Genomic DNA, 24,545 nt, shown 5'->3' on the forward strand with positions numbered 1-24,545 from the left:
TGATTCACGACCAGCCGCATGCCTTCAGCGCAGTTGCCGGAGACGTGATGCGTACCGTCCGCTCGCTGTTTGCGGGGTAGGGCGCGGCGTTCGGCGTGGCATGATCCACGCACCCCAAAGCGGTTATGGGCCGGTCGGCGGCAGGAAGGCCTCTTCTGCGAGCCGTTCCAGGTAGTCGCGCATGCAGTGTTCGATCAGTGCCGGTTCCGTCGGAAGCCGACGCGCCGGTGCGCCACCGATGCCACGGGCATGGACGCGCGGATAGGGGAGCGCCGGCACTGGCAGCGCTAGGAATGCGCACAGGCGTTCCCAGTGCGATTCGGCGTCGGCATCGAGCACCAAGAGGCGCGGCGCCGGTACACGCGCGATCACTGATTGGTTCCAGCGGCGGAAGTAGTCGGTCATGAAGGCGCGATCACCGAGATTCGCCTCCAGATCGCGACGCAAGAAGCGGCTCACGCGTTGACCATGAGCGCCAAACAGAGATGGCACGCTGCCGTCGCCGGAGAAGATCGTCGCGCTGACCGAGTCGAACCACGCATCGGGGTCGCGCACGGTCAGGATCACCTTGGCGCGCGGAAAGTGCGCGGACAACTCCTCCCAGAAACAGCAGCCGGGGTAGTCGGTCGTCGCCGCATAGCCAGCGAACAGTGCGTCCCAATCCGGGTGCCCGTCGATCGCCGCCTCCCAGCGCGGCAAGTCGTGACGCAGATTCGCTGCCAATTCCATCGCGTGATAGCAGCGGCCCCACCGAGCCGCTCAAGCGCCAGCTTCAGGGAGAGGGTGCCAGTGCGGCCCAGGCCGGCGCCAATGAGTTGGAGACTCACGCCGGTCGCGCCTGGCCGTGGGCCAGCCACTGTGCTGCGTCTAAGCCGAGTTCCGCATGTGCGCGTTGAACATATGCGTGATTGAGTGCATCCGGCAGGGCAGTGCGCCAGCGGCCACTGCGGCCCTGGTTGAAGAACGCTTTGCCGCCTTCGCGCCATAGTCCGGACCCCTGCGGCACGTAGCGCGCTGCATGCTGTCGCATGTAGTCGAAGCTGCAGTGCGCCACGATCGTGTCCCATTTGCCGGGCGGGATCGGGATGTCGAGAAAGGCGGCGATGCGGCGGATTTGGCCGGGCAGGTCGTCGAGCAAGTCGTTGTAGTGAAGTTGCAGCACGTTCGCATCCGCGCGCCGCTCCCACCACGAACGGACGCCTTCCCACAACGGTCAGAAGGGCGCCCCATCCTGCTCCAGCCACTGCGCCACATAGGCATCGCGCGTCAGGCGCGGCGGTGGCAGCACGCGTAGCTTGCCGGGTTCGGCAGCGCCAACGTCCAGACCTGCCTGCGCATCCTGGCGCAACGCGCATTGATGGTCATACAGACTCAGCGCACTGTCGCGTCCATCGCGGCCAATGTATAGATACTTGACGAGTGCGCTGGTGACCAGTGCATCGGCTGGCAAGTGCGTCTTCATGAAGCGTCGGTGGCTCTGCGCGTCCAGCAGCGCGAGCTTGGTGGCCTTGTCCGGATAGACGCCGTCGACCCAGGGAGAAATGGCCGAGACGTCGATCTCCGCGTCGCCGCGGAAGATCAGCTGCGCCACGATCTGCTGCAGCCAGGTCGTGCCGGCCTTGGCATAACTGGCGATCACGATATCTCCTTCGCGCAGAGCCAGATCGTTCCACACGCTGGAGTCGAAGAATCGGTTTGGATATTCCCTGCTTTTTCTGCGAACGTGTGGATGATTCATGTGATGGTGCCCAAGCGAGATGCGATGTCGGGTCGTGGCCGCAGTGCGATGCGCACATCCAGTGGCCGCAGCACGAGCGCGGGGAACGGCGTGGGGCGAGCGTCGGCAGCCAGATGCAGGCTGCGCGCACGCAACACGGTGGCGATGACCGCGGTCATCTGGGTGAGGGCCAGCATGCTGCCGATGCAGCTGCGTGGGCCGCCGCCGAATGGGAAGTAGCTGTAGCGCGTCAGCGCGTGGGTGGCGGTCTCGTCCAGCCAGCGTTCGGGCAGGAAAGCCGCGGGATCGGAAAAATGACGCTCGTCGCGGTGCACGACCCACGGACTGATCAGCAGTTGGGTGCCGCAGGGGACATGGAAGCCGTCCAGGGTGGTGTCGCGTTGCGCGATCCTCGCGGTCATCCAGGCCGGCGGATACAGGCGCATCGCCTCTTTCACGCAGGCCCGCGCGTGCGGCAAGCGGTCGAGCAACCCGGTGCCGGCTGCGGCGTCAGCATCGTCCAGTCCGGCTGCTTCCTGCGCAACTCGCTGCGCCACGTGCGGATGCTGCGCCAGTAGCAGCAAGGTCCAGGTCAGTGCTGCCGCCATCGGTTCCAGTGCGGACATCAGCATCGCTGCCGCTTCGTCGCGGCACCAGTCGCTGCCGCCTCGCGTAGCGTCGGCCATTAATAGCGCTAGGACCGATGCTGCATGCGGGGGCTGCTGCGTACTGCGCGCCAAAATGCGTTCCAGCGCCATGTCGAGATCCGCGCGTGCGCGGCGCAGGCGATACCGATGCGCCGATGGCCACCACGTCGGCGTCAGGGATTGATGGCGCGTCTGCTGCAGGATCGCATCGACCATCGGCAACATGCGCAGCAGGTCCGGTGCATGTGCCGGATTCCCCAGCAGAACGCCGGCGCCCAATTGCGCGCATAGCGCAGTCATCAGCGTGCGCATGTCCTGTGCAACGATGGACTCGCCCTGTTCGCGTAGAAGCGACAGGGTGACAGCCGCTCCCTGTGCTGCGGAGTTGCGCACCAAGGCTGCACGAAACGCAGGCTGCAGCGTCTGCCGCTTGTGCCGCCAGGCTGCGCCAGTGCTGTTCATCACCGAAGCGGGAAACGCCGCGCGCCGCGCGCTCGGGTCAGGATCAGTCTTGCCGTAAAGCGTCCCGTCATCACCCAGCACCGTCCCGATCGTGGCCGGTGCAGCGAGCAGATACGTACGTTCTGCGACCCTGGACACGTCGCCGTGCACACGCGCGCAGGATTGTAGGAAGGCCAAGGGATCATCAGAGAACTGCCGATGGTTGCCGAATGCCCAATGACCGGCTGGGCCAGGCGGGATAGCGTGCCTGCGACCTGAGTTCATACGCGTTTGGGACGTCATCTGCGGCCAAGTAGGCGGCGCATTATCGACGCGGAGCGGATTGGCGGCCGTGCCACGTGGTGTCGCGAGAGGATGTCTCCCCTCCCGCGACAGCGCGGATGGTCATGGTCAGTAGGTGTAGATGTAGCCGAGCTTGCGGCCACCGAAGACCTGGAGCCAGCGTGAAAAAGTATAAAAAAGACGTGTCATAACGATTTCCTTATAAAGGCTGAAGCTAACAGCAGGTTGATTTTGGAGGGATTTGTTCAGCTATGAAGATGATCTGAACATCTTTAAGGGAACCTCTAAAAACCCCAGTATCCTGTCATCATTGACGTAATGCGATGCTAGCGGAGGGTGCTACAGATGATCAGTTTGTTCGCCGGTGAAGAACGTGANGAGAGCTTGGCCGACCATGTCAGAGTGCTGATGTTTCCAAGCATCGTCACCTCCATGCATGCGCCACATCGACTCCGGCATGGTTATTCGAGGTGCCCTTAATAGAATAGGGATGACTTGAATTGGTCAAACTGGATTGCGCAAATCTGTCGCGGCAGACGTAGTTGTTCTATTCGTTGTCTCTGTCGCGAAGGCGCCCAGCTGCATCGCCGCGTACTATTGCCGAACTGTTTTGAACGCGAGCGCGATGCATGACCGGCAATGCTCACTACGATCGGATGGCTGCGTCCTACGACAGCTTCCATGATCGTTGGCCGACGCAGGTACTGCAGCGCTGCGTGCAGACCCTGGCCGACCTCGCCGGTGGCCGTGCATCGCTGGAGTTGGGCATTGGCAGCGGGCGCATTGCACTGCCGTTGTCCCAATGCGGCGTGCCAGTGACCGGCATCGACAATGCGCGCGCAATGCTCGATGCATTGCGCGCCAAACCCGGCAGCGATCAGCTTCAGGGCACCTCCAATAACCATGCCGGAGTCGATGTGGCGCATGCATGGAGGTGACGATGCTTGGAAACATCGAGGTGACGATGCTTGGAAACATCGCTGACATGGTCGGCCAAGCTCTCAGCTCGCCGACGCAGCGCGCGAGGCGTTCTTCTGGCCTGCGGCATTCATACCGGCCGCATCCCGGCCTGCTGCAATCGTGCCAGACGCAGCAGGTTATGGCNTCACCGGCGAACAAACTGATCATCTGTAGCACCCTCCGCTAGCATCGCATTACGTCAATGATGACAGGATGCTGGGGTTTTTAGAGGTTCCCTTCAACTGATCTGCGCCGATTTGCCGACATGCCGTTGAGCGGGCCGTTTGGTCTGATCTACGCGGTGAACGCGTTTGGCTACCTGCTTACTCAGTCCGAGCAGTTGCGCTGCGTCGTCAATGCCGCGCAATGCCTGGCGCCCGATGGCATGCTGGTGATCCAGACAGCGGTGCCCGGTGCTGAAGTGTTCGACGGCAGCAGAAAGATAAGCCAGGTGCTCGACATGCCGGAGACGCAGAGCGAGGGCGCCGCCGTCATGTTGGTGTGCTCGCAACCCGATCCGGTGAAACAGCGAATCGATCAGCGGGTGGTCGTTCTGAGCGAGGACGGCACGCGCATCTTTTCCGAGCGTCGACGTTACGTTTGGCCGTCGGAACTCGACCTCATGGCGCAGATCGCCAGTTTGCGACTGCACGCGCGATGGGGAGGCTGGGGCCGCGAGCCGTATGACGCGCGCAGCCGTATCCAGATCTCGGTGTACGTGCTGGCGGATACCGTCATGGAGTGAGTTAGCTACTTGGCGGTTTCAATCGCAGGCTGGCGAAAAGTGTAACGGACGCCTTGCGACGTCTGTTATGCCAAGGTTGGTGCACGTGCTACCGGCGCCGCCGACATCAGTAGCAGTGCATCTAGTGAAAGAAGGACTGCTATTAAAGAGGGCTCATACGTGTTTGGGTGCATGCGCAGCATCTCGCTCAAAGAGATACCGATAGCGCCGATGATGATGCTGCGTAATTCGTATGGGGTGGGTGGTTAGACCATATCAGGGGCTGCGATGCATACCAGCGCAGCGGGGCGTTTTGGGAAGCGAATGTGAATTGGCGGCCGTGATATTGATTGTGCCGCCCGCGTTGTATGCGTCTGCCAATCAGCGGAACAAGTGCGCCTGGATCCCGACGAATGCATTGCGGATGTCAGCAACGCTGCCAAGCATTCGCTTGGCAGCGTTGACCCCGCCGTAGCGGATCCGCAGGACGTCGCCGATCCGGCTGCTGGCCAGCTCACCGGTACCGTTGCGCGCGTAGTTGCCCAGGACGTAGTCCAGGAACGAGCGCATCTCACTCTCGTGCCCGCTCAGGCCGGTGGACATGGCCGACTGCATCCGCTGCGTCCGCGACAGCGGCGCCAGGGTGAAGCGCACGTAGGCCAGCACATCGAAGATGTCGCTGTGCGGGGCATCGATCAGGCGCCGCATGTCGTCCAGGCGCTCGTTGTCGTAACCCAGGTCCGTGGAAAGGCCTCGCGCCGGTCCGGATCGCTCCAGATGGCGCGCAGTTGGTCCTCAGCGCTCACGCCAGTCGTTACCGTCGGGAAAGCCGCGCAGCCAGGGTTGCTCCGGCGTCGGGAACGGCAAGGCGATGTCGCCCTCGACGCCACTGTTCATGTCGATGCCACACCAGCCGATCCCGTTGGTGGTATATGCGAACCGCGCCTGCAGCCGCGCCGCATAGTCCTCGGCCTGGCGACGCCGGCGGTGTGGCCTAGTCCTGCACGCTTGGCCTCGATCACCGCCAGTCTGCGACCGCGATAACTCAGCACGTAATCCGCCGACAGCGCGGTGCCGCGCTGGCCGCCGCCGAGGATGCGGCCAGGGCAAATCAGTTCGCGATGGACCTGCGCGCCCTCCATTGCGCCCCAGCCGGCATCGCGCAGCACCGGGTCGATGCGGTTGGCGCGGGTGTCGGCCTCGGTTTCATGCCTCGCGTGCATAGCCGGTCTCGCGTTGCGCGCGGATCGCCAGGACAAATACGGTGTCCAGCGCCATTACGTACTGGTAGAGGGCAATGTATCCGCGGGCGCCTTGGCCAATGACCAATTCACGCAGATCGTTATGCGTCAGGCGCCCGATCAGCGGATTGTTCGTGAGCACATCAGATGCGCTCACGATCTCGCCAAGACGCTCTTGGATGTGCGCCGCCTCGTTCTGTTCCAGGTGGCCGATGATACGCCGCAGGTCCTCGTTGAGAGAGGGTAGGAACTCGACGCGCGCCATGTTATTTCGCGAACTTGCGGGGGACGGGAAGTGGAGTGTCCGTGCCCTGAATGCGCCCCATCAGATAGCGACGCATCTCGTCCCAGGGGATGCTCTCGCCGGTATCGAGGAATTCGGCCCAACGGCGTTCGGCCTCTGCATGGAAGTCGGCGCGCCGTTCGGCCAACTCGGCCTTCTCTGCGATGGCTTCCAGGATGAAGTTGTGCGAGGTAGTGCCGGCCGCTTGCGCGGCCTTGGCGATGCGGGCCTTGAGCGCGTCCGGCAGGCGGATGGTGGTGGTGCTCATGCTGCCTCCCAACGATGTGTCGCAGGCACTGTAGCACAGTTGTGGTACGGGTGGCCGGACTAAGCAAGAACGTCAGGTCAGCTGGCCGGAAAAGGCCGCTCGTCCAGCCCAGTGCACTCCCCAACGTGCCGTTGCCTGCAGAGCCAGCCAGCACCTCCATGGCCTGCATAAATCGTTCGGCTTGGGTCTCCAGCGACATCGGGCAAGGGGAGCAGGTTCGGATCGGGCGGGCACTGTCGCAGCGAGCGGGCCGTCGGCATCCTCAGCTGATGGGGCAGTGCCGGTGGCAGAACATTTCAGGCGCGCCTGGTCCACTGATCACACAAAAAACGGACGCCTTGCGGCGCCCGTTCTTGTCTGCATGGCGATGTTTTGCCAAAGACTCAGTAGCGGTAATGATCCGGCTTGAACGGGCCTTCCACCGGCACGCCGAGGTAGTCGGCCTGGTCCTTGGTCAGGGTGGTCAGCTTGACGCCGATCTTTTCCAGGTGCAGACGTGCGACTTCTTCGTCCAGGTGCTTGGGCAGGATGTAGACCTTCTTTTCGTAGCTGTCGCGCTTTTCCCACAGATCGATCTGCGCCAGGGTCTGGTTGGCGAACGAGTTGGACATCACGAAGCTCGGGTGGCCGGTGGCGCAGCCCAGGTTCACCAGGCGGCCGTCGGCGAGCAGAAAGATCGCATTGCCGTTGTCGAACACGTACTTGTCGACCTGCGGCTTGATGTTGATTTTCTCCACGCCCTTGAGCGCGTTCAACGCATCGACCTGGATCTCGTTGTCGAAGTGGCCGATGTTGCAGACGATGGCCTGGTCCTTCATCGCCTGCAGGTGCTCGACGGTGATGATGTCCTTGTTGCCGGTGGTGGTGACATAGATGTCGCCGCGGCCCAGGGTGGATTCGATGGTATTGACTTCGAAGCCTTCCATCGACGCCTGCAGGGCGCAGATCGGGTCGATTTCGGTGACCACCACGCGGGCACCATAAGCACGCAGCGAGGCGGCGCTGCCCTTACCCACGTCGCCGTAGCCGCAGACCACGGCGACCTTGCCGGCCAGCATCACGTCCATCGCGCGCTTGAGGCCATCGGCCAGCGATTCGCGGCAGCCGTAGAGGTTGTCGAACTTGCTCTTGGTGACCGAGTCGTTGACGTTGATGGCCGGGATCAGCAGCTTGCCGGCTTCGGCGATCTGGTACAGGCGGTGCACGCCGGTGGTGGTCTCTTCGGAGACGCCCTTCCAGTCCTTGACCACGCGGGTCCAGTAACCCGGACGCTCGACGGCCACGCGCTTGAGCAGCGCCTTGATCACGCCTTCTTCGTGCGAGGAGGCCGGCTCGTCGACCCAGGTGCTGCCGTTTTCGAGCTCATAGCCCTTGTGGATCAGCAGGGTGACGTCGCCGCCGTCGTCCACCACCAGCTCCGGGCCGGTCTGGGTGCCGTCGGGCAGGGTAAAGGTCAGCGCGTCCAGGGTGCAGTCCCAGTACTCTTCCAGCGTCTCGCCCTTCCAGGCGAACACGGGGGTGCCGGTGGCGGCGATCGCCGCAGCGGCGTGGTCCTGGGTGGAGAAGATGTTGCACGAGGCCCAGCGCACGTCGGCGCCGATGTCCTTGAGCGTTTCGATCAGCACCGCGGTCTGGATGGTCATGTGCAGCGAGCCGGTGACGCGTACGTCCTTCAGCGGCTTGGTCTGCGCATGCTTGCGGCGGATCGACATCAGGCCCGGCATTTCGTGCTCGGCGATGTCCAGCTCCTTGCGGCCCCAATCGGCCAGGGAGATGTCGGCGATCTTGTAATCGGTATGCGGGTCGATCTTGGTCACAGCGTTCATGCGATAGCTCCGGTAGCAGGCGTTGTCTGCAGTTCCGGGCGCCGTTGAACGGTGAATGCTGGTCGAGCCTGGCCGTATGCCCCGCACCTGGTGGTGCAGATGGCGGATCAGTCCGCCTTACCGGTCGCAGCGCCCCTCGACAAGAGCGCCGATTATATCGGCAGCACCCTCCTCCGGCATGAATTGGCCTGCTTGATTGGCATGTCCTTCAACCAACGGCAGGAGAGCGGGCAGCGGGCGGCTGCTATGGTCCGGGCTCGATCCAGAACAGGGAAGCGGCAATGCAGGCGAAACGCAACGCGCATCACAGATGGCAGCACGGAACTGGATCCCCAAACCTTCGCCAGCAGCCGGTGTTCCTTCGCCGGCAAGCTGTGGTTGCAATGGATCAGAGGCGGTAGCGAGCGGCAGATTGCCGGGCTGCCTGCTCCGTTGTCGCTGGTGAAAGGCCTGCGCACCGGCAACGATGCGGTGCCGACCGGTGTGTGCGACATCACCTGGCGGCACGATGCGCCGGCCACGCTGGTCTGGGTTGAAGCGCAGGATGGTGGCGACCCGGCGCGTGAGAGCAAGATCCGCCGCGCCTGTTCAAGGCCGGCATCGCGCGCAGCGGCGCCTACAATCGCACGCTGACGCCGTTCGGTTTCCAGGCCGAAGAACGCAACTACTGGCAGGCACAGTCGGTCTACCAGGCGATGTCGCCATTCAACCATGCCGACAAGATCAAGGTCCCGCTGCTGCTGATCCACGGCCAGGACGACAACAACACCGGCACCTTCCCGATCCAGAGCGAACGCATGTTCGCTGCGATCAAGGGGCTGGGTGGCACCGCGCGGCTGGTACTGCTGCCCAACGAATCGCAGGCCTGCCGTGCGCGGCAATCGATCCTGCAGATGCTGGCCGAGAGCGAGCAATGGTTGAAGACGCATGTCGGCGATCCCGCTGCACAGGCTGCAGCGCCATCCAAGCGATGAGCGTCGTCGCACGCAATGGTGTGGGAAAGCGTGTCGGATCAGCGCGTCGCAGGTAGGAGCGCCCCCGGGCGCGATGGAGCTTTGCCGGTAACCTTGGCGCGCCCGGGCGCGCTCCTACGCATTGATGCTGGCGTCGGGCGACGGATTTCAGTGGCGGATACGAGCGCGAGTGGGACTGGCGCAGGATGGTTCGCTCTGAAACCGTCTTGCGCAACGAAACCCTCTAATCCTTTTGGGTTAGTCTTCGACGACTTTGCGCTTGAAGAGGGTGTGCGTTTCCGATGAACGAGTACCGCAGCAGTCTTGTGTTCGCTACTCCCGATCTGCCCTTGCGCGACGATGTTCGCCGGCTTGGTGCGCTGGTCGGCGACTTGCTCGCCGAGCAGGTGTCTGCGGAATTCCTCGACGAAATCGAACGCGTCCGTACCACCGCCATTTCGCGTCGCGAGAGCGATGCGCCGCCTTCCACGCTGAGCGAACAACTCACCGGGCGCGCGCCGCGCGATGCCGAGGCGCTGGTGCGCGCCTTCAGCACCTATTTCCAGGTGGTCAACATCGCCGAGCGCGTGCACCGCATCCGCCGCCGGCGCGATTACCAGCGCAGCGGTACCGATACGCCGCAGCCCGACGGCCTGCACGATGCCTTGCGCCGGCTCAAGGCGCAGGGCGTGACCCTGGACGAACTCAGCGACTGGCTGCCGCGCATCGACGTGGAGCCGGTGTTCACCGCGCATCCCACCGAGGCGGTGCGCCGCGCGCTGCTGGAAAAAGAGCAGTTGATGGTCGCCAGCCTGGTCGACAACCTGGACGGCATGCGCACGCCCAACGAGCGCGCCAGCGATGCGGCACGCTTCCGCATGGCCTTGACCGCCTCCTGGCAGACCGCCGATTCCTCGCCGGTGCGGCCCACCGTGGACGACGAGCGCGAGCACGTGGGCTTCTATCTCACCCAGGTGCTCTATCGCGTCATCCCGGTGATGTACGAAACCCTGGAACACGCCATCGAAGAAGCCTACGGCAGCGTGCCGCCGCTGCCGCGCCTGCTGCGCTTCGGCACCTGGGTGGGCGGAGACATGGACGGCAATCCCAATGTGGATGCCGCCACCATCGCCGGCACACTGGATGCGCAGCGCCGCGCAGTGCTGGACCGTTACCAGAAGGAACTCTGGCAACTGGCCAGTCTGCTCAGCCAGTCGACCACGCTGGTGCCGGTCAGCCCCGAGCTCGCTGTGCAGCTGGAACGCTACCGTGCGCTGCTGCCGGAGGCCGCCGCCCGTTCGCGCCCGCGCCACGGCGACATGCCGTACCGGCTGCTCAACGACCTGATGCGTGCACGCCTGCAGGCCACGCTGGACGATGCCGACGGCGCCTACGCCGCACCGTCCGAACTCGAACACGATCTGCAGCTGATCCTGGATAGCCTGCAGGCCAACAAGGGTCTGCATGCCGGCTGGTTTGCAGTGCGCCGGTTGTTGTGGCGCGTGCGCAGTTTCGGGTTTCATCTGGCGCGGCTGGATGTGCGCCAGGAATCGAGCGTGCATGCCCGCGCGGTTGCCGATGCGCTGGGCCAGGGCGACTGGGAAGGCCAGGATGCGACACAGCGCGCCGCCGTGCTCGGCCCGTATGCTGCCGGCGAACAGGCGCTGCCGCGGGTGGACGAGGATGGCAATACGCGGCTGGACGCGGTGTTCGCCGCGCTCGCCGATGCCCGCACGCGCCACGGCGCCGATGTGCTGGGCAGCTACATCATCTCGATGGCGCACAACCGCGCCGACGTGCTCACCGTCCTGGCGCTGGCGCGCCGCGGCGGGCTGGTCGACGCCGCCGGTGCGGTGCCGCTGGACATCGTGCCGCTGTTCGAAACCGTGGACGATCTGCGTGGCGGTACCGGCACCGTGCAGGACCTGCTGGCCGACCCGGTGTATCGCCAGCATCTGGCCGCGCGCGGCGACACTCAGATGGTGATGCTGGGCTATTCGGACAGCGGCAAGGATGGTGGCATTGCCGCCTCGCGCTGGGGCCTGCAACGCGCGCAGGTGGAGCTGCTGGAAGCCGCTGACGAGTTGGGCGTGCGGCTGACGTTTTTCCATGGTCGCGGCGGTTCGATCGCCCGCGGCGGCGGCAAGACCAGCCGCGCACTGGATGCGGCCCCGCGCGGCAGCGTGGATGGCCGCCTGCGCGTCACCGAGCAGGGCGAGGTGATCCACCGCAAGTACGGCATCCGTGCATTGGCGCTGCGCTCGCTGGAACAGATGACCGGCGCGGTGCTGTTGTCCAGCCTGCGCCCGCGTGCGCCCGAGCCGCGCGAGGATCGCTGGCGCCCGGTGATGGATCTGGTCGCCGAGCGCAGCACGGTCGCCTACCGCGCCTTTGTCGGTGCGCCGGACTTCATGCAGTACTTCCGCCTGGCCACGCCGATCGATGTGATCGAACGCATGACGCTGGGCTCGCGGCCCTCGCGCCGGCTGGGCCAGGATGCCGCGCTGTCGAACCTGCGCGCGATTCCGTGGGTGTTCGCGTGGAGCCAGGCGCGTGCGGTGATTCCGGGCTGGTATGGCGTGGGCAGCGGGCTGCAGGCCGCGGTGGATGCCGGGCACGAAGACAGCTTGCGCGAGATGGCGCAGGACTGGCCGTTCTTCCGCACCTTCCTGGACGATGTGGCGATGGTGCTGTCCAAGGGCGACCTCACCATTGCCGAGCTGTTCTCGCGGCTGTCGGGCGACCTGCACGAGCGGTTTTTCCCGCAGATCCGCGACGAACTGGCACTGACCAAGGGCTGGGTCAAGGCGCTGCTGCAGCAACAGTCGCTGTTGCAGCACGACCCACGGCTGGCCTTGTCGATCCGCCTGCGCAACCCGTACATCGACCCGATCAGCGTGCTGCAGGTGGACCTGCTGCAGCGCTGGCGGGCCAGCGAGGGCGAAGACGAGGAATTGCTGCGCGCGCTGGTCGCCTGCGTCAACGGCGTCTCGCAAGGGGTGCAGAACACCGGATGATCCTACCGTTGGTCGGCACGGACGCAGAATCGGCAAGCGGGCGCTGGCATGAGCGGACAAATCTGTCCGATAATACCGGCATGATGACCTCCCGCCCTGATGCCACGCTGCGCCGCCGGCAGATTCTCGATGCTGCCGACGAAGTGTTCAGCGAACACGGCGTCAATGCCCCGTTGGAGCTGGTGGTGGAGCGCGCCGGCCTGGGCCGCGCCACCTTGTACCGGAACTTCCCGGACCGGGTGGCGTTGATGACCGCTCTGATGGCGCGCGGGCTGGATGGCCTGGAGCGGCTGGCCGCCGACCTGGCCGGCCGTCCAGACGGGCTGGCCGTGCTGCTGCACGACGTGGCCGAGCACATCGCCCAGTCGGCGCCGCTGGTGGACTTCTGGCGCTCGATCGAACGCGCACACCCGGCGGTGGAAGCCGCCGACCGGCGCGTGGTGGCGATCTTCCTGCCGTTCGTTCACCGCGCCCGCGATGCCGGCCTGTGCCGGGCCGACGTCGACGACGAACAACTGCTGCTGGTGATCGACATGCTGGGCAGTTGCCTGCGCGGCAGCGATGAGTCCGAACGCAAGCGCCTCGCCCATCGCTCGGCCGATCTGCTGATGCATGCGCTGGGCATGCAGGTGCCCGAAGGCGGCACGCGATGACACCGGCCACCCGTGCGGTCATCGGCCGCTGGGCATTGCGCGTGGCGCTGGTGCTGGCCGCGACCTGGGGCGCATTGGCGATCTATTTCGCGCTCACCGGCAATGCGCTGGTGCGCATCGGCTGGGTGGCATCGTGGTGCGCGATGGCGTTGGCCGCAGTGTGGGGCTTGCGCCGTGGCCGCGAGAACTGGGCCCTGGTGGGTATCTTCGGTGCGGCGTTCGTGGTGCTCGCGGTGTCGTGGGGGCTCATGCAGCCCAGCCAGGACCGCGACTGGGCCGACGATGTCGCCCAGCGTCTGCGCCCGGAGGTGCACGGCAACAGCGTGACCCTGCACAACGTGCGCAATTTCGACTGGCATAGCGAAACCAAGCACGTTCCGCGCTGGGAAACCCGCCAGTACGATCTGGATCGGCTGGTCAGCGCCGATCTGGCCTTGTCGTACTGGATGGGCCCGGCGATCGCGCACACGCTGGTGTCGTTCGGTTTCGACGACGGCTCGCACGTGGTGTTTTCGCTGGAAATCCGCAAGGAGCGCGGCGAGTCGTTCTCGGCCGTGGGCGGCTTCTTCCGCAGTTTCGAAGAGACCCTGGTGGCAGCCGACGAGCGCGACATCCTGCGCGTGCGCACCAACGTGCGCGGCGAGGACATGTACCTGTATCGCCTGGCGATTCCCAAGGCCGGCCTGCGCCGCATGTTCATGGGTTATGTCGGGCTGGCCCACGATCTGAATCGCAAGCCGGCGTTCTACAACACGCTGACCAGCAACTGCACCACGGTCGTGTTCGCCCTGGTACGCCAGCTGCGGCCCACCCTGCCGCTGGATCACCGCCTGCTGCTGTCCGGATATGCCGACCAATACGCCTACGATCACCAGGGCCTGATGCCCGGCTACGATTTCGCCACGCTGAAGCAGCGCGGCCATTTCACTGCGCGTGCGATCGCCGCCGATACTGCCGCGGATTTTTCCGGGCGCATCCGCGCCGGCATGCCGCAGGCACCCGCACCCGGTGCCTCGGCGAGCGCGGCGCAGTGATTCCGTACGCACGCCTGCGCGGCCGCGCTGCGCTGCTGGCGGCCGCGCTGCTGGGAGCGTGGCTGAGCGGCTGTGCGATGGTCACGGTGCAATCGCGCAGCAGCGGCGACTACATCGCGCAGACGCGCGGCGATGTGCTCAGCACCGGTGCACTCAGTCAATCCGGCAGCGAGACCCTGCAGGTGGCCTGCCTGCAACCCGAGGCCTGCCGCAAGCAGCCGCTGCCCTGCGTGCAGCAACTGGCCACGGTGGCGGGCATCGGCGACGAGCGCCGCCTGGCCACGCAAGCCGAGCTGTGGACAGCGCATGCGATCGACCTGGGCGGCCGCAACCCGGCGCAGATGAGCGATACGGCGATGCAAGCCTGGCTGGAAGCCGCGCGGCATGCCTATGCCTACCTGTTTTTCACTGCACGTGCGCCCGGTGCGCGCGCCTTCGAAAACCGCCAGACCCAGGTGCGCGACTACTACAACTACGCCGTGCAACAGGTGGTCGAGCGCCTGTTCGCGCGTGCGCAACAAGCCGGCCAGATCACCCCGACACCGACCGCCGTCGGCGGTTGGCAGGTCGCCATCGACACGTCTGCGTATCGGCTGCCGGGCGGCGGCAACGCGCCGCGCGCGATCTTTGCGGCCTCGGCATTACGCTTTGACGGATTGCGCAGCACGTATCGACGCGACGGCTTCGGCGCCGAACTGGTGGCCGAAGTGGACCCGCAGGTGGTCGGCGACCCGGCTGGCCTTGCCGTGCAGCAGGCTGCGGCCGCCAGCACCGCGGCCGGGCGCCCGCTACCGAACTTCAGCGAAATGCCGTATGCACCGGCAACGCTGCTGTTGCGCTTCGAGGGAGACAGCCTGGATGCGGTGCTGCGCACCGATCTGGTGACGGTGGTGCCGTACGACCCGTATCGCCAGAACGAAGTGGTGCTGCACGGCCAGCGCGTGCCGCTGGCGGCCAACTTCACTGCGGCCTACGGGCTGTGGCTGGCCAAGTCGGGTTTTGCCGCGCAGTCGTTGCGGTCCATGCTGGGCAGCGCACGCGGTATCGATCGCGCGCACCTGTATCTGATGCAGCCCTATGACCCCAACCGACGTGTGCTGCTGATGCTGCACGGGCTGGCCAGCAGCCCGGAGGCCTGGGTCAATGTGGCCAACGAGGTGATGGGCGATGAAACCCTGCGCCAGCACTATCAGATCTGGCAGGTGTATTACCCGACCAACGCGCCGATTGCGGTCAATCGCGCCGAAATCCAGGCGCTGGTGGAGCGCAGCCTGCGGCACTTCGACCCGGCCGGCACCGCACCCGCCTCGCACGGCATGGTGTTGATCGGCCACAGCATGGGCGGGGTGATCGGACGCCTGCTGGTCTCTTCGTCCGGTGAGCAGATCTGGAATGCACTGCTGCAGGACTATCGGCTGGAAGGCGAACGCGGTGCGCGCGTGCGCGCCAAGCTGTCGCCCTTGCTGCATTTTTCGCCGATGCCGCAGATCGACCGCGCCATCTTCATCGCTGCGCCGCATCGCGGCACGCCGCTGGCCGAGGGCGGGTTGGGGCGTTTCGTCGGCCGCATGGTACGCCTGCCGATCGCCTTGCTGGACCGGTTCAGCGATGTGCTGCAGGACCTCGCCAACAGCGAACGCGAAGGGCAGGGCGGGCCGCCGCGTCGCAAGAGCCCTCTGTTGCCACCGACCAGCATCGACAACCTGCGCGATACCGACCCGTTCGTGCGCGCCACGATGGACCTGCCGATCTCGCCGCAGGTGCGCTACCACACCATCGTGGGCCGCGAAAAACCGCAGGTACCGCTGGCCGACTCCGACGATGGCCTGGTGCCGTACCGCAGCGCGCATCTGGACGGCGCCGCGTCCGAACTGGTGGTGACCTCCTGGCACAGCGTGCAGGAAACGCCGCAGGCCATCCTGGAGATCCGCCGCATCCTGCATGCGCAGTTGCAGGCCGAAGCTGGCGCGGTGCCTGCACCGATGCACTCGCCGCAGCCTGCGCCCGCGTCTGTGCCCGCGAGCCTGTGAGTCGACCCTGCGGCCAGGGCCGGTACATGTCCGGCACTGTCAGCGCCGTGTTTACCCCGCTCGTGGTATCAGGCCATCTCTCGAATAGGCTCGAACAAGGAAGATGCGATGCGCACGCTGTCGGCAGTGCTGTGGGTTCCGGTGTTGTTGGTCGGTTGCGGTCGTGGCGAAGCGCCAAAGGATGCAGGTGCTGCCGGCACCGCAGCTTCCGCACCGCAGGCGGCGATGCACGCGGCGGAGGCGCCTGCAGCGGCGGCTGACGCGGTGCCGGAATTTCCGGCCATTCCCACCATCGTGGTGCCCGACATCGTTGGCGTGACCCCGGCGCAACGCGCGCTGGAAGCCTCGCTGCAGAAAGTGCTCGACCCGGTCGAGGGCATCAGTGTGGCGCCGGCCCGCTGTGGCACGGGCGGCGCGCTGGTCAACGATGCCGGCATCACCAGCATCGATGCCAACGGCAACCTGCTGCGCAATGGCGAGAGAGGTCTGTTCAATCTCAAGGCCGACGGCAGCGGCACCGCCAACCTCGACGGTGGCCTGATCAGCGTCAACGCCGATGGCAGCGGCACCATCAATGCCACCGGACAGAATGGCGACGATGCGCTGATCGATGTGCAGTCCAACGGTGGCGGTACCTACAACGGCCCGGCTGGGCTGATCAGCCTGGATGGCAAGGGCGCCGGCACCTGGAATAGCGACAAGAGCGGGCTGATCGACAATCGCGGCGATGGCAGCGGCACCTGGAATGGACCGCGCGGTCTGGTCACCATCAATGCCGACGGCTCGGGCACCTGGAACAGCCCCGATGGCCTGGTGCAGAACCGTGGCGATGGTACCGGCACGGTGGGCACCCCGCCACGCGAGGTGCGCATGCCGCCGCTGCCCAAGGTGCCGCCGGCCGGCCGCTTCCCGCCACTGCAGAAATTCGCTCCTCCCGGTGCGCCCTGCGGCTATCTGATCACCTTGAACGACCGCATCCTGTTCGACTTCGACAAGTCCGATATCCGTCCCGATGCCGCACGCGTGCTCGACACGCTGGCTGCGGCGCTTGGCAGCGTGACCGCCAGGGAGATGGAAGTGCGTGGGCACACCGATGCCAAGGGCGAGAATGCCTACAATCAGGCGCTGTCCGAACGCCGTGCCACTGAGGTGCTGGCAGCGCTGCGCACGCGCGGCACCGCGCAGGCTGCTGGCGCCAAGGGCTACGGAGAAACGCAGCCGGTTGCCCCCAATACCGTCAACGGGCAGGACAACCCCGGCGGGCGACAACTCAATCGACGTGTCGAGATCTTTCTTCGGACCTGAGCACGCGTTGGTTGTCGGTGCGGTGTAGCCGCTGACCGGCGGCTGGGCAGCATCGCGTTGATGGGTGTGCATGTCGCAAAGATCAGGAGCGCCTGGCGGGCGTGGAGGCACGTGGACTCATGCCGCGCTTTGGGAGTGGTGGGGCCACGAAAGCGTCATATCGTGCCGCTCCCTGCAGGATGCAGCTTGTCTCGCTCGTCATCTCTGGCCGCCCGTGTGCGATGGGCACTGGCGTGCTTTGCGCCTCATCCTCATCCAGAGTCGCCTTTTCCCGCACAAAGTAAAGATAAAGCAACGTTGCCAGGGATCTGGCTGGCAGTTGCTCGTGACAGTCGCAGCGCCACTGCGCCGCAGGATGGGCAGCAAGACTGCAGTGACGCCCTGCGTAGAGAAGCGCGCATTTGAACAACGGTGTGCATGCAGGTGCGCACGACGGGCCAACGCTGGTCGTCTGCGCAGCCCGGTCGTGATTCCGGTTTCCATGCTTCAGCGACTGTGCCGACTTATGCGTCCTGCGCATGCAGATATCGGGGATTGCGGTGGCGTCACCGAATTGCAACAACCGCTCACCACCATGCGCGGCAAGCCGGCTTGCAGGTGTGATGCGGTGTCGCTGCATTGCTTTCTCGTTGCTCGCAGTGGTGCTGTCGCAGCCTCCGCGAACGGAGTGCCGCACTTTGGATGACGCGTGATCGATCGGTGTTGGCTGCTGCACCACTGGCAGAGCTGTTCTGGCCACTTGCAAGCGGGGTGTGGCGCCGTCCTGCGCGTGTATCGCCTGGGGAGCGTAGCGGGGCGCAAGCGCGGTGATGTGGGGCAGGGTGCATGGCGACAGGCGGCGTTCGTTGGTGGACGGGAATCGCCGCGGTCAGCGACTGCTCGAAGCAGCGGGCGCGATGCGATGGGGATCGCGTTGCGCCCGCTCTCCCGCACGGGCCGCCCCGGGCAGCCAGCGAACAGGGCAGCGCCGGACCTGCGCGCGCCGTATTTCCGCGCGCACGCGATGTTCGCCACCAGCGCGTTGTGCATGCTGATGTTTGCGGTCTTGCTGTTGGGTGGTTGCGCATCATCGGCGCGGAGTGCATCGCGCACGCCGTCGGAGGCGCACACGCATGCAAGCGCTGTTGCCGCACCGTTGTCCGCTGCACCGGCAGCGCAGCTGGAGCGCGTGGTGGTGATCTTCCGACACGGCGTGCGCGCGCCGCTGCAGGGCGAAGCCGCCGCGGCGCGCTATGCCGACCAAGCCTGGCCGCAGTGGTCCACGCCAGCCAGCCTGCTTACCCCGCGCGGTCGCAAGGCGGTGCGATTGAGTGGCGACTACCTGCGTCAGTGGCTGACGCAGCAGGGCGTATTGCCGGCGGCGGGATGCCCGGCACCGGGTGCAGTGGCGGTCTGGGCCAATACCGACCAACGCACCATCGACAGCGGCGCACTGTTGGCCGATGCGCTGGCGCCAGGCTGCGGCATCGTTGCCGGACACCGTGAGCCAGGCAGTAACGATCCGCTGTTCCGGCCGATCGAAGCCGGCGCTGTGCCATTCGATGCCGCAGCAGCGGTGGCCGCCATCGCGCAGCAAATCGGTGGCCCCGACGCGCTCTTGCAAGGCCATGCCGCCGAGCTGCAGGCCATGCAGCAGATCCTGGGCTGCACCCGGACGCTGTGCGACTTTGCGCGGATGACCTCCACACTGGCGCCGTCGGCCAACGGGCGTGGCCTGGCCTTGAGCGGGCCGATCGATCTGACCTCCGGTACCGGCGAAGTGCTGCTGCTGCAGTACGCCGATGGCTTGCCGTTGTCACAGGTCGGCTGGGGCCGCGCCACACCGGAGCGCCTGGCGCAGGTCTCGCGCCTGCACGCGCTGCTGTTCGATATCTATGCACGGCCGCACTACATGGCGCAGCGCTCAGGCGCGCCGCTGGCACGCCAGGTCATGCAGCGCTTCGGCGATGCGCAGGCGCCGAAGGTCTCGTTGTTTGTTGGCAGCGATACGCACATCGCTGCATTGAGCGGGCTGCTGGGCGTGCATTTCCACCTGCCCGGCTACGGTGCCGATGATCCGCCGCCGGGTGGTGCATTGGTGCTCGGCTTGTGGCGCGAGCCAGACGGCACGAAGGTTGTGCGCGCCCTCTACCTGGCGCAATCGTTGGATCAACTTCGCACGCTGGCACCGCTGGATCTTGCCCATCCGCCGCTGCAGCAGGAGCTGTCGCTGGGGGTCTGCGCTCCGGAGCAACGCATGGCCTGCGCATTGGCGGGTTTTGCCCTGGCGCTCGAACAGCAGTTGCAGCTCGATCGGTAGTATCGCGATCGCGACAACTGTCCTGCGGTGGTCCGCATGGCATGTGGCTTCGCCCCGTACCCTCACCCCAACTCCTCTCCCGCAGGAGAGGGGCTTGAGCAGCGGTTGGCGTCGTTGTCCCTTCTCCCGCAAGGCGGGAGAAGGTGCCCCGTAGGGGCGGATGAGGGTACGTGCGCAGCCACGTGCTATTCGGCAGGTGAGTGGTTTCGCCGGTACCCTCACCCCAACCCTCTCCCGCAGGAGAGGGGTTTTATTTCGTCACGCCCGTCCGCGTGCGGGGCCGCGGTAAGCCGGAGCCTTCGCAATCTGCCACTTCCTGGAGTTGGGCAACCCACCGACAGACCCCGAAACGAAACCGGGCCGCATCAGCGGCCCGGTCGTTGCGCATCGCGCTCGCTCCTGCAGGAGCGGCGTGCTTACTTCAGCTTTGCATCGGTGCGCAGGGCGTCGGCGCGGTCGGTCTTCTCCCACGAGAACGAGGTGGCGGAATGCTGCGCGCCGGCACCGTCGGTGTAGGTGAAGTCCTTCGGCTTGCGGCCGAAGTGACCGTAGGACGCGGTCTGCTGGTACATCGGGTGGATCAGGTCGAGCATCTGGATGATGCCAAACGGACGCAAGTCGAAGTGCGTGCGGATCAGCTTCTCGATCTGCTCGTCGGCGATCTTGCCGGTGCCGAAGGTGGTGACCGAAATCGAGGTCGGCTCGGCCACGCCGATGGCATAGGAGACCTGCACTTCGCAACGGTCGGCCAGACCCGCAGCCACCACGTTCTTGGCCACATAGCGCGCGGCATAGGCGGCCGAACGGTCGACCTTGGACGGATCCTTGCCCGAGAATGCGCCGCCACCGTGACGGGCCCAGCCGCCGTAGGTGTCGACGATGATCTTGCGACCGGTCAGGCCGCAATCGCCCACCGGGCCGCCGATCACGAACTTGCCGGTCGGGTTGATGTGGAACTTGGTGCCCTTGTGCAGCCACTTGGCCGGCAGCACCGGCTTGAGGATTTCCTCGCGCACCGCTTCGATCAGGTCCTTCTGCTTGATGCCCGGATCGTGCTGGGTCGACAGCACCACTGCGTCGATCGCAGTCGCCACGCCGCCTTCATAGCGCAGGGTGACCTGCGACTTGGCATCCGGACGCAGCCAGGACAGTGCCGAGTTTTTCTTCTTGCGGATCTTGGCCTGCTGCTCGACCAGGCGGTGCGAGAGGTGGATCGCCGCCGGCATGTAGCTGTCGGTCTCGTTGGTGGCATAGCCGAACATCAGGCCCTGGTCGCCAGCGCCCTGTTCTTCGGGCTTCTTGCGGTCCACGCCCTGGTTGATGTCCGGCGACTGCTTGCCGATCAGGTTGAGCACGCCGCAGGTCTCGCCGTCGAAGCCGACCTCGGAACTGTTGTAGCCGATGTCCAGGATCACCTTGCGGGTCAGCGCTTCCAGGTCGATCCAGGCGCTGGTGGTCACTTCGCCGGCCACGATCGCCACGCCGGTCTTGACCATCGTCTCGCAGGCCACGCGGGCGCGCTTGTCCTGGGCCAGGATGGCATCCAGGACGGCATCGGAAATCTGGTCGGCAATCTTGTCCGGATGGCCTTCGGAGACCGATTCGGAGGTGAACAGGTAGCTGGACATCAGGCTTATATCCCTTGATTCGGATGAAAAGATGGGTGCGGATGATACACGCCCGCGGTGACCCTTGCATTGTGCGCCTGAACGCGGCGCCGTGGGGTTAAGACGCCAGGGATGCAGGCAGCGGACACCGCCCCTGTGTGCTGTGGGCCGAAGCCGGTGCATGGGAGGGGCTCCGTACCTGGCAGGTGGAACGGCCGCGGCCGTCGCGCTGCGCCGTCGGCCGGCGGTTGCCTAGGCTCGCGCTGAAGCCATCGCGCAGTCGCGCGCCTCGCAAGGACTCGCAAGGAGTCGCAAGGAGTCGCAAGGAGTCGCAAGGAGTCGCAAGGAGTCGCAAGGAGTCGCAGCATCCCTTGTACACCGTGCATGGAACACGAATGCACGCGCAGCTGTGTGCCAACTTAAACGCTCACCACCTTGGTCCGATGGATGTGTGTCCAGCCTGCTAGCATCGGGCGATGGATTCCCTGACCCAGATCGTTCTTGGCGGTGCCATCGCTGCCGCCATCGCGCCGCCCGGACAGCGGCGTGCCGCCTTGCTCGCCGGCGCGGCACTGGGCACCTTGCCCGACCTCGACTCACTGGCCTTGCTGCCATTGACCGACGACCCGGTCACCCTGATGACGGTGCACCGCAGCGTCAGCCATTCGCTGTTCGTGCTACCACTGTTGGGGTGGCTGATCTGGTGGCTGTTCCGCCGCTACGGCAATGGACGCGTGGCTGGCGCGCCCATGCGCTGGTTCTGGGCGATACAGCTGGCCCTGATCACCCACCCGCTGCTGGACGCCTTCACCGTCTACGGCACCCAGCTGTGGTGGCCGCTGCAACCGCATCCGACCATGTGGTCCAGCGTCTTCATCATCGACCCGGCCTATACGCTGTGGCTGCTGCTGGCCTGCGCCATCGCCTGGTTCGCACGCGAGCGCCCGCTGGCGCAGCGTGTGCTGGTGATCGGCCTGGTGGCCAGTTCTGCGTATCTGGGCTGGTCGCTGATCGCCAAGCATCTGGTCGATCAGCAGGCTGATCGCGCCCTGGCCGCCATGGGGCTGGCCGACGCGCCGCGTTTCTCGGTGCCGATGCCCTTCAATACGCTGCTCTGGCGCGTGGTGGCAATGACGCCCAGCGGCTATGTCATCGGCGAACGCTCGCTGGTGGCCGATAGCGGCCCGATGCAGTTCCGCGGGTTTTCCAGCAACGCCCAGGCGCTGGGCGAGGTGGCCGCGTTCGACTCGGTGCGCCGGCTGACCTGGTTCAACCGCGGCTTCATGCGCGCGCGGCTGGTGGACGACGACCTGATGCTCAGCGACCTGCGGATGGGCCTGGAACCGGACTACAACTTCAACTTCGTGGTCGCCCATCGCGACGACGGTGACTGGCAGCCGATCGTGCCGCGGCAGGTCCAGGCGGCATACCGCGCCCCGGTGGCCCGCGACCAGATCTGGGCGGTGCTGGCGCAGATGTGGCACCGCATCTGGAACGCGCCCAGCGGCAAGGCGCTGACCGGCGATCTGGAACACGACAGCACGCCGGCAAGCGCACCGGCGTCGGCCTCGGTGCCTCGGTAGACCGTGGCGCGCGCCTGCAAGTAAGGAATAGAAGAACGCCGCATCCGGGTCGCTTTGCACCTGCGCCAGTTTGCGGCGCATGCCGTCCACCGTATCGGCGTCCACCGCGCCGGCATGCAGCAGCTGCTCGGCCGCCGACAGCAGCACTTCTTCCCAGAACCCGATCATGGTCTTGCACCGGCCCGGCTCGCGGTTGTCCAGGTGCGGCGTCTTGATCTGGGTCTGCACATCGCCAAAGCTGCCGGCCAGCAGCAGGTTGGCGAGCTTGGCGCCCACGAAGGGATCGCCGCCCTGGTCGTGCTGGAAAGAGCGTGGCTTCCAGTCACCGCGCCTGCTTGAGCAGGCGGGCCTGTTCGGTGGCCGAGAAACCGTGCAGAGAAGTCGGAGTGTCGCCCGGTGCGCTCATGCGTGCCGCTCCAGCAAACAGAAAAACCTCAGGCGGCGTTCGGCAGCGACGGCGCCACGCCGGCGATCAGCGCATCGAAATAGTCGCCGGTCAGCGCCAGCTGCGCCTCTGGCGTGTCGGCGCGGTTGACCACCGCGCGGAAGTCCGCGCCTTGCGGATGATCCTTGGCGTACCAGCCCAGGTGCTTGCGTGCGATGCGCACGCCCTGCGGCTGTCCGTAGAACGCATGCAGCGCCTGCAGATGGTCCAGCAAGGTGTCGCGTACGACCGCCAGCGACGGCGGCGGCAACGCCTCGCCGGTGGCCAGGTAATGCGCCACCTCGCCGAAGATCCATGGCCGCCCCTGCGCGGCACGGCCGATCATCACCGCATCCACGCCGGTCTCGCGCAGCACCTGTGCGGCCTTGTGCGGCGAATCGATATCGCCGTTGGCAATCACTGGAATCTGCAGCGCGGCCTTGATTTGCGCGATGGTGGCGTACTCGGCGCTGCCGGTGTAGTGCTGGTCGCGGGTGCGCCCGTGCACCGCCAGCGCGGCGATGCCGCAGTCCTGGGCAATGCGTGCAATCACCGGGCCGTTGCGGTGGTCGCAATCCCAGCCGGTGCGGATCTTCAAGGTCACCGGTACCTCCACCGCCTGCACCACCGCACGCAGGATGCGCGCCACCAGCGCCTCATCACGCATCAGCGCCGAGCCGGCCCAGGCGTTGCAGACCTTCTTGGCCGGGCAGCCCATGTTGATGTCGATCAGCTGTGCACCGTGATCGACGTTGTAGCGCGCCGCCTCGGCCAGCTGCTGCGGCTCGGTGCCGGCGATCTGCACGCTGACCGGGTCAGGCTCGCCGGCGTGATCCATGCGGTGCAGCGACTTGCGCGTGCCCCAGAAGCGCGGATCGGAAATAGTCATCTCCGACACCGCCAGCCCGGCGCCCAGCCGCTTGCACAGCAGCCGGAACGGTTTGTCGGTGACGCCGGCCATCGGGGCGAGGATCACCTTGGGGGCGATGGTGTAAGGGCCGATCTGCATGCGGGCATTGTAGCTGGGGTGGGGAATCGGGAATCGGGAATCGGAAGAGCGTTTCCGGCCTTCGGTGCCGCGCGATGGCTGTGCGGGTCGCGCCACTGGATAGAACGGGGGCGGCGGAGCAGCGTCTAGTCCTTCTCCCGTCGGGAGAAGGTGGCGCGTCAGCGCCGGATGAGGGCACGGGCGCCCGACGCTGCATCACGTCTCCTTTTCGTATCCCAGTG

16 protein-coding genes, 6 pseudogenes and 1 riboswitch are annotated in these 24,545 nt (G+C 65.8%); of the genes and pseudogenes, 11 read left to right on the top strand and 11 right to left on the bottom strand.

Going from position 1 to position 24,545, the window contains the following annotated elements:
* Positions 1 to 123 precede the first annotated feature (123 nt).
* The 3 genes and pseudogenes from XCSCFBP4642_RS24215 to XCSCFBP4642_RS0106425 all read right to left on the bottom strand — a co-directional run bounded on the left by XCSCFBP4642_RS24215 (position 124) and on the right by XCSCFBP4642_RS0106425 (position 3,003).
* Positions 124 to 827, bottom strand: a pseudogene (locus XCSCFBP4642_RS24215) (sulfotransferase family protein).
* A pseudogene (locus XCSCFBP4642_RS24220) lies at positions 824 to 1,738 on the bottom strand (sulfotransferase domain-containing protein). The pseudogenes XCSCFBP4642_RS24215 and XCSCFBP4642_RS24220 overlap by 4 nt, the downstream one beginning before the upstream one ends.
* Positions 1,735 to 3,003, bottom strand: a complete 1,269-nt coding sequence (locus XCSCFBP4642_RS0106425) for a cytochrome P450 (RefSeq protein ID WP_029219078.1) — start codon at positions 3,001 to 3,003, stop codon at positions 1,735 to 1,737. Before XCSCFBP4642_RS0106425 ends, XCSCFBP4642_RS24220 begins: the two are co-directional and overlap by 4 nt.
* Before the next feature lie 734 nt (positions 3,004 to 3,737).
* On the opposite strand from XCSCFBP4642_RS0106425, the gene XCSCFBP4642_RS0106430 reads away from it, so the two are divergent.
* Together XCSCFBP4642_RS0106430 and XCSCFBP4642_RS24225 are read left to right on the top strand one after the other, a co-directional pair.
* On the top strand, positions 3,738 to 4,046 hold the full coding sequence (locus XCSCFBP4642_RS0106430; protein ID WP_029219079.1) for a class I SAM-dependent methyltransferase: 309 nt from the start codon (positions 3,738 to 3,740) through the stop codon (positions 4,044 to 4,046).
* A 258-nt stretch (positions 4,047 to 4,304) separates the two neighbouring features.
* Positions 4,305 to 4,813, top strand: a pseudogene (locus XCSCFBP4642_RS24225) (class I SAM-dependent methyltransferase); the annotation flags it as partial.
* 360 nt (positions 4,814 to 5,173) lie between these two features.
* On the opposite strand, the gene XCSCFBP4642_RS0106445 reads toward XCSCFBP4642_RS24225, so the two are convergent.
* From XCSCFBP4642_RS0106445 to ahcY, 5 genes and pseudogenes are all read right to left on the bottom strand, one after another.
* The gene (locus XCSCFBP4642_RS0106445; protein WP_029219081.1) at positions 5,174 to 5,500 is read right to left on the bottom strand and encodes a type I restriction-modification enzyme R subunit C-terminal domain-containing protein; all 327 of its coding nucleotides are present in this window, start codon (positions 5,498 to 5,500) and stop codon (positions 5,174 to 5,176) included.
* A gap of 90 nt (positions 5,501 to 5,590) precedes the next feature.
* Positions 5,591 to 6,015 (bottom strand): annotated as a pseudogene (locus tag XCSCFBP4642_RS0106455) (type I restriction endonuclease subunit R); the annotation flags it as partial.
* The gene (locus XCSCFBP4642_RS0106460) at positions 5,999 to 6,298 is read right to left on the bottom strand and encodes a type II toxin-antitoxin system RelE/ParE family toxin (protein WP_029219083.1); all 300 of its coding nucleotides are present in this window, start codon (positions 6,296 to 6,298) and stop codon (positions 5,999 to 6,001) included. The pseudogene XCSCFBP4642_RS0106455 and the gene XCSCFBP4642_RS0106460, both read right to left, overlap by 17 nt.
* Position 6,299: 1 nt before the next feature.
* Positions 6,300 to 6,584, bottom strand: a complete 285-nt coding sequence (locus XCSCFBP4642_RS0106465; protein ID WP_029219084.1) for a CopG family ribbon-helix-helix protein — start codon at positions 6,582 to 6,584, stop codon at positions 6,300 to 6,302.
* A 383-nt stretch (positions 6,585 to 6,967) separates the two neighbouring features.
* Positions 6,968 to 8,410 (bottom strand): adenosylhomocysteinase, encoded by a 1,443-nt coding sequence (ahcY, locus tag XCSCFBP4642_RS0106470; protein ID WP_029219085.1) that lies wholly within the window; start codon positions 8,408 to 8,410, stop codon positions 6,968 to 6,970.
* Between the two features lie 29 nt (positions 8,411 to 8,439).
* Positions 8,440 to 8,554: riboswitch (S-adenosyl-L-homocysteine riboswitch) on the bottom strand.
* Here ahcY and XCSCFBP4642_RS28315 point away from each other — a divergent pair.
* From XCSCFBP4642_RS28315 to XCSCFBP4642_RS0106510, 8 genes and pseudogenes are all read left to right on the top strand, one after another.
* A complete protein-coding gene (locus XCSCFBP4642_RS28315) occupies positions 8,510 to 9,043 on the top strand; it encodes a hypothetical protein (RefSeq protein WP_152527230.1) in 534 nt (177 codons plus the stop codon). Its footprint overlaps the riboswitch before it by 45 nt.
* A pseudogene (locus tag XCSCFBP4642_RS0106480) lies at positions 8,992 to 9,384 on the top strand (alpha/beta hydrolase family protein); the annotation flags it as partial. The gene XCSCFBP4642_RS28315 and the pseudogene XCSCFBP4642_RS0106480, both read left to right, overlap by 52 nt.
* 281 nt (positions 9,385 to 9,665) lie before the next feature.
* Positions 9,666 to 12,380, top strand: coding sequence for a phosphoenolpyruvate carboxylase (gene ppc / locus XCSCFBP4642_RS0106485; protein ID WP_029219088.1), 2,715 nt, complete (start codon positions 9,666 to 9,668; stop codon positions 12,378 to 12,380).
* 80 nt (positions 12,381 to 12,460) lie between these two features.
* A complete protein-coding gene (locus tag XCSCFBP4642_RS0106490) occupies positions 12,461 to 13,033 on the top strand; it encodes a TetR/AcrR family transcriptional regulator (protein ID WP_029219089.1) in 573 nt (190 codons plus the stop codon).
* The gene (locus XCSCFBP4642_RS0106495; protein WP_029219090.1) at positions 13,030 to 14,067 is read left to right on the top strand and encodes an Lnb N-terminal periplasmic domain-containing protein; all 1,038 of its coding nucleotides are present in this window, start codon (positions 13,030 to 13,032) and stop codon (positions 14,065 to 14,067) included. Before XCSCFBP4642_RS0106490 ends, XCSCFBP4642_RS0106495 begins: the two co-directional genes overlap by 4 nt.
* Before the next feature lie 77 nt (positions 14,068 to 14,144).
* Positions 14,145 to 16,097 (top strand): esterase/lipase family protein, encoded by a 1,953-nt coding sequence (locus XCSCFBP4642_RS0106500; protein ID WP_152527332.1) that lies wholly within the window; start codon positions 14,145 to 14,147, stop codon positions 16,095 to 16,097.
* 108 nt (positions 16,098 to 16,205) lie between these two features.
* Complete coding sequence (locus XCSCFBP4642_RS0106505; protein WP_029219092.1) at positions 16,206 to 17,402, top strand: OmpA family protein; 1,197 nt, start codon at positions 16,206 to 16,208, stop codon at positions 17,400 to 17,402.
* A gap of 1,003 nt (positions 17,403 to 18,405) precedes the next feature.
* The gene (locus XCSCFBP4642_RS0106510; RefSeq protein ID WP_029219093.1) at positions 18,406 to 19,701 is read left to right on the top strand and encodes a histidine-type phosphatase; all 1,296 of its coding nucleotides are present in this window, start codon (positions 18,406 to 18,408) and stop codon (positions 19,699 to 19,701) included.
* Between the two features lie 416 nt (positions 19,702 to 20,117).
* Here XCSCFBP4642_RS0106510 and metK read toward each other — a convergent pair whose 3' ends face one another.
* On the bottom strand, positions 20,118 to 21,329 hold the full coding sequence (gene metK, locus XCSCFBP4642_RS0106515; RefSeq protein WP_029219094.1) for a methionine adenosyltransferase: 1,212 nt from the start codon (positions 21,327 to 21,329) through the stop codon (positions 20,118 to 20,120).
* A gap of 455 nt (positions 21,330 to 21,784) precedes the next feature.
* Between metK and XCSCFBP4642_RS0106520 the strand changes: the two genes are divergently transcribed.
* Positions 21,785 to 22,891, top strand: coding sequence for a metal-dependent hydrolase (locus tag XCSCFBP4642_RS0106520; protein ID WP_029219095.1), 1,107 nt, complete (start codon positions 21,785 to 21,787; stop codon positions 22,889 to 22,891).
* On the opposite strand, the pseudogene XCSCFBP4642_RS26565 reads toward XCSCFBP4642_RS0106520, so the two are convergent.
* Together XCSCFBP4642_RS26565 and dusB are read right to left on the bottom strand one after the other, a co-directional pair.
* Positions 22,888 to 23,197: pseudogene (locus tag XCSCFBP4642_RS26565) on the bottom strand (SAM-dependent methyltransferase); the annotation flags it as partial. The gene XCSCFBP4642_RS0106520 and the pseudogene XCSCFBP4642_RS26565 overlap by 4 nt on opposite strands.
* Positions 23,198 to 23,325: 128 nt before the next feature.
* Positions 23,326 to 24,324: a tRNA dihydrouridine synthase DusB gene (gene dusB, locus XCSCFBP4642_RS0106530; RefSeq protein ID WP_029219097.1), complete on the bottom strand. Its 999-nt coding sequence runs from the start codon at positions 24,322 to 24,324 to the stop codon at positions 23,326 to 23,328.
* Positions 24,325 to 24,545 lie beyond the last annotated feature (221 nt).

Origin of the sequence: Xanthomonas cassavae CFBP 4642 (assembly GCF_000454545.1) — a bacterium.
Classification (GTDB): Bacteria; Pseudomonadota; Gammaproteobacteria; order Xanthomonadales; family Xanthomonadaceae; genus Xanthomonas; species Xanthomonas cassavae.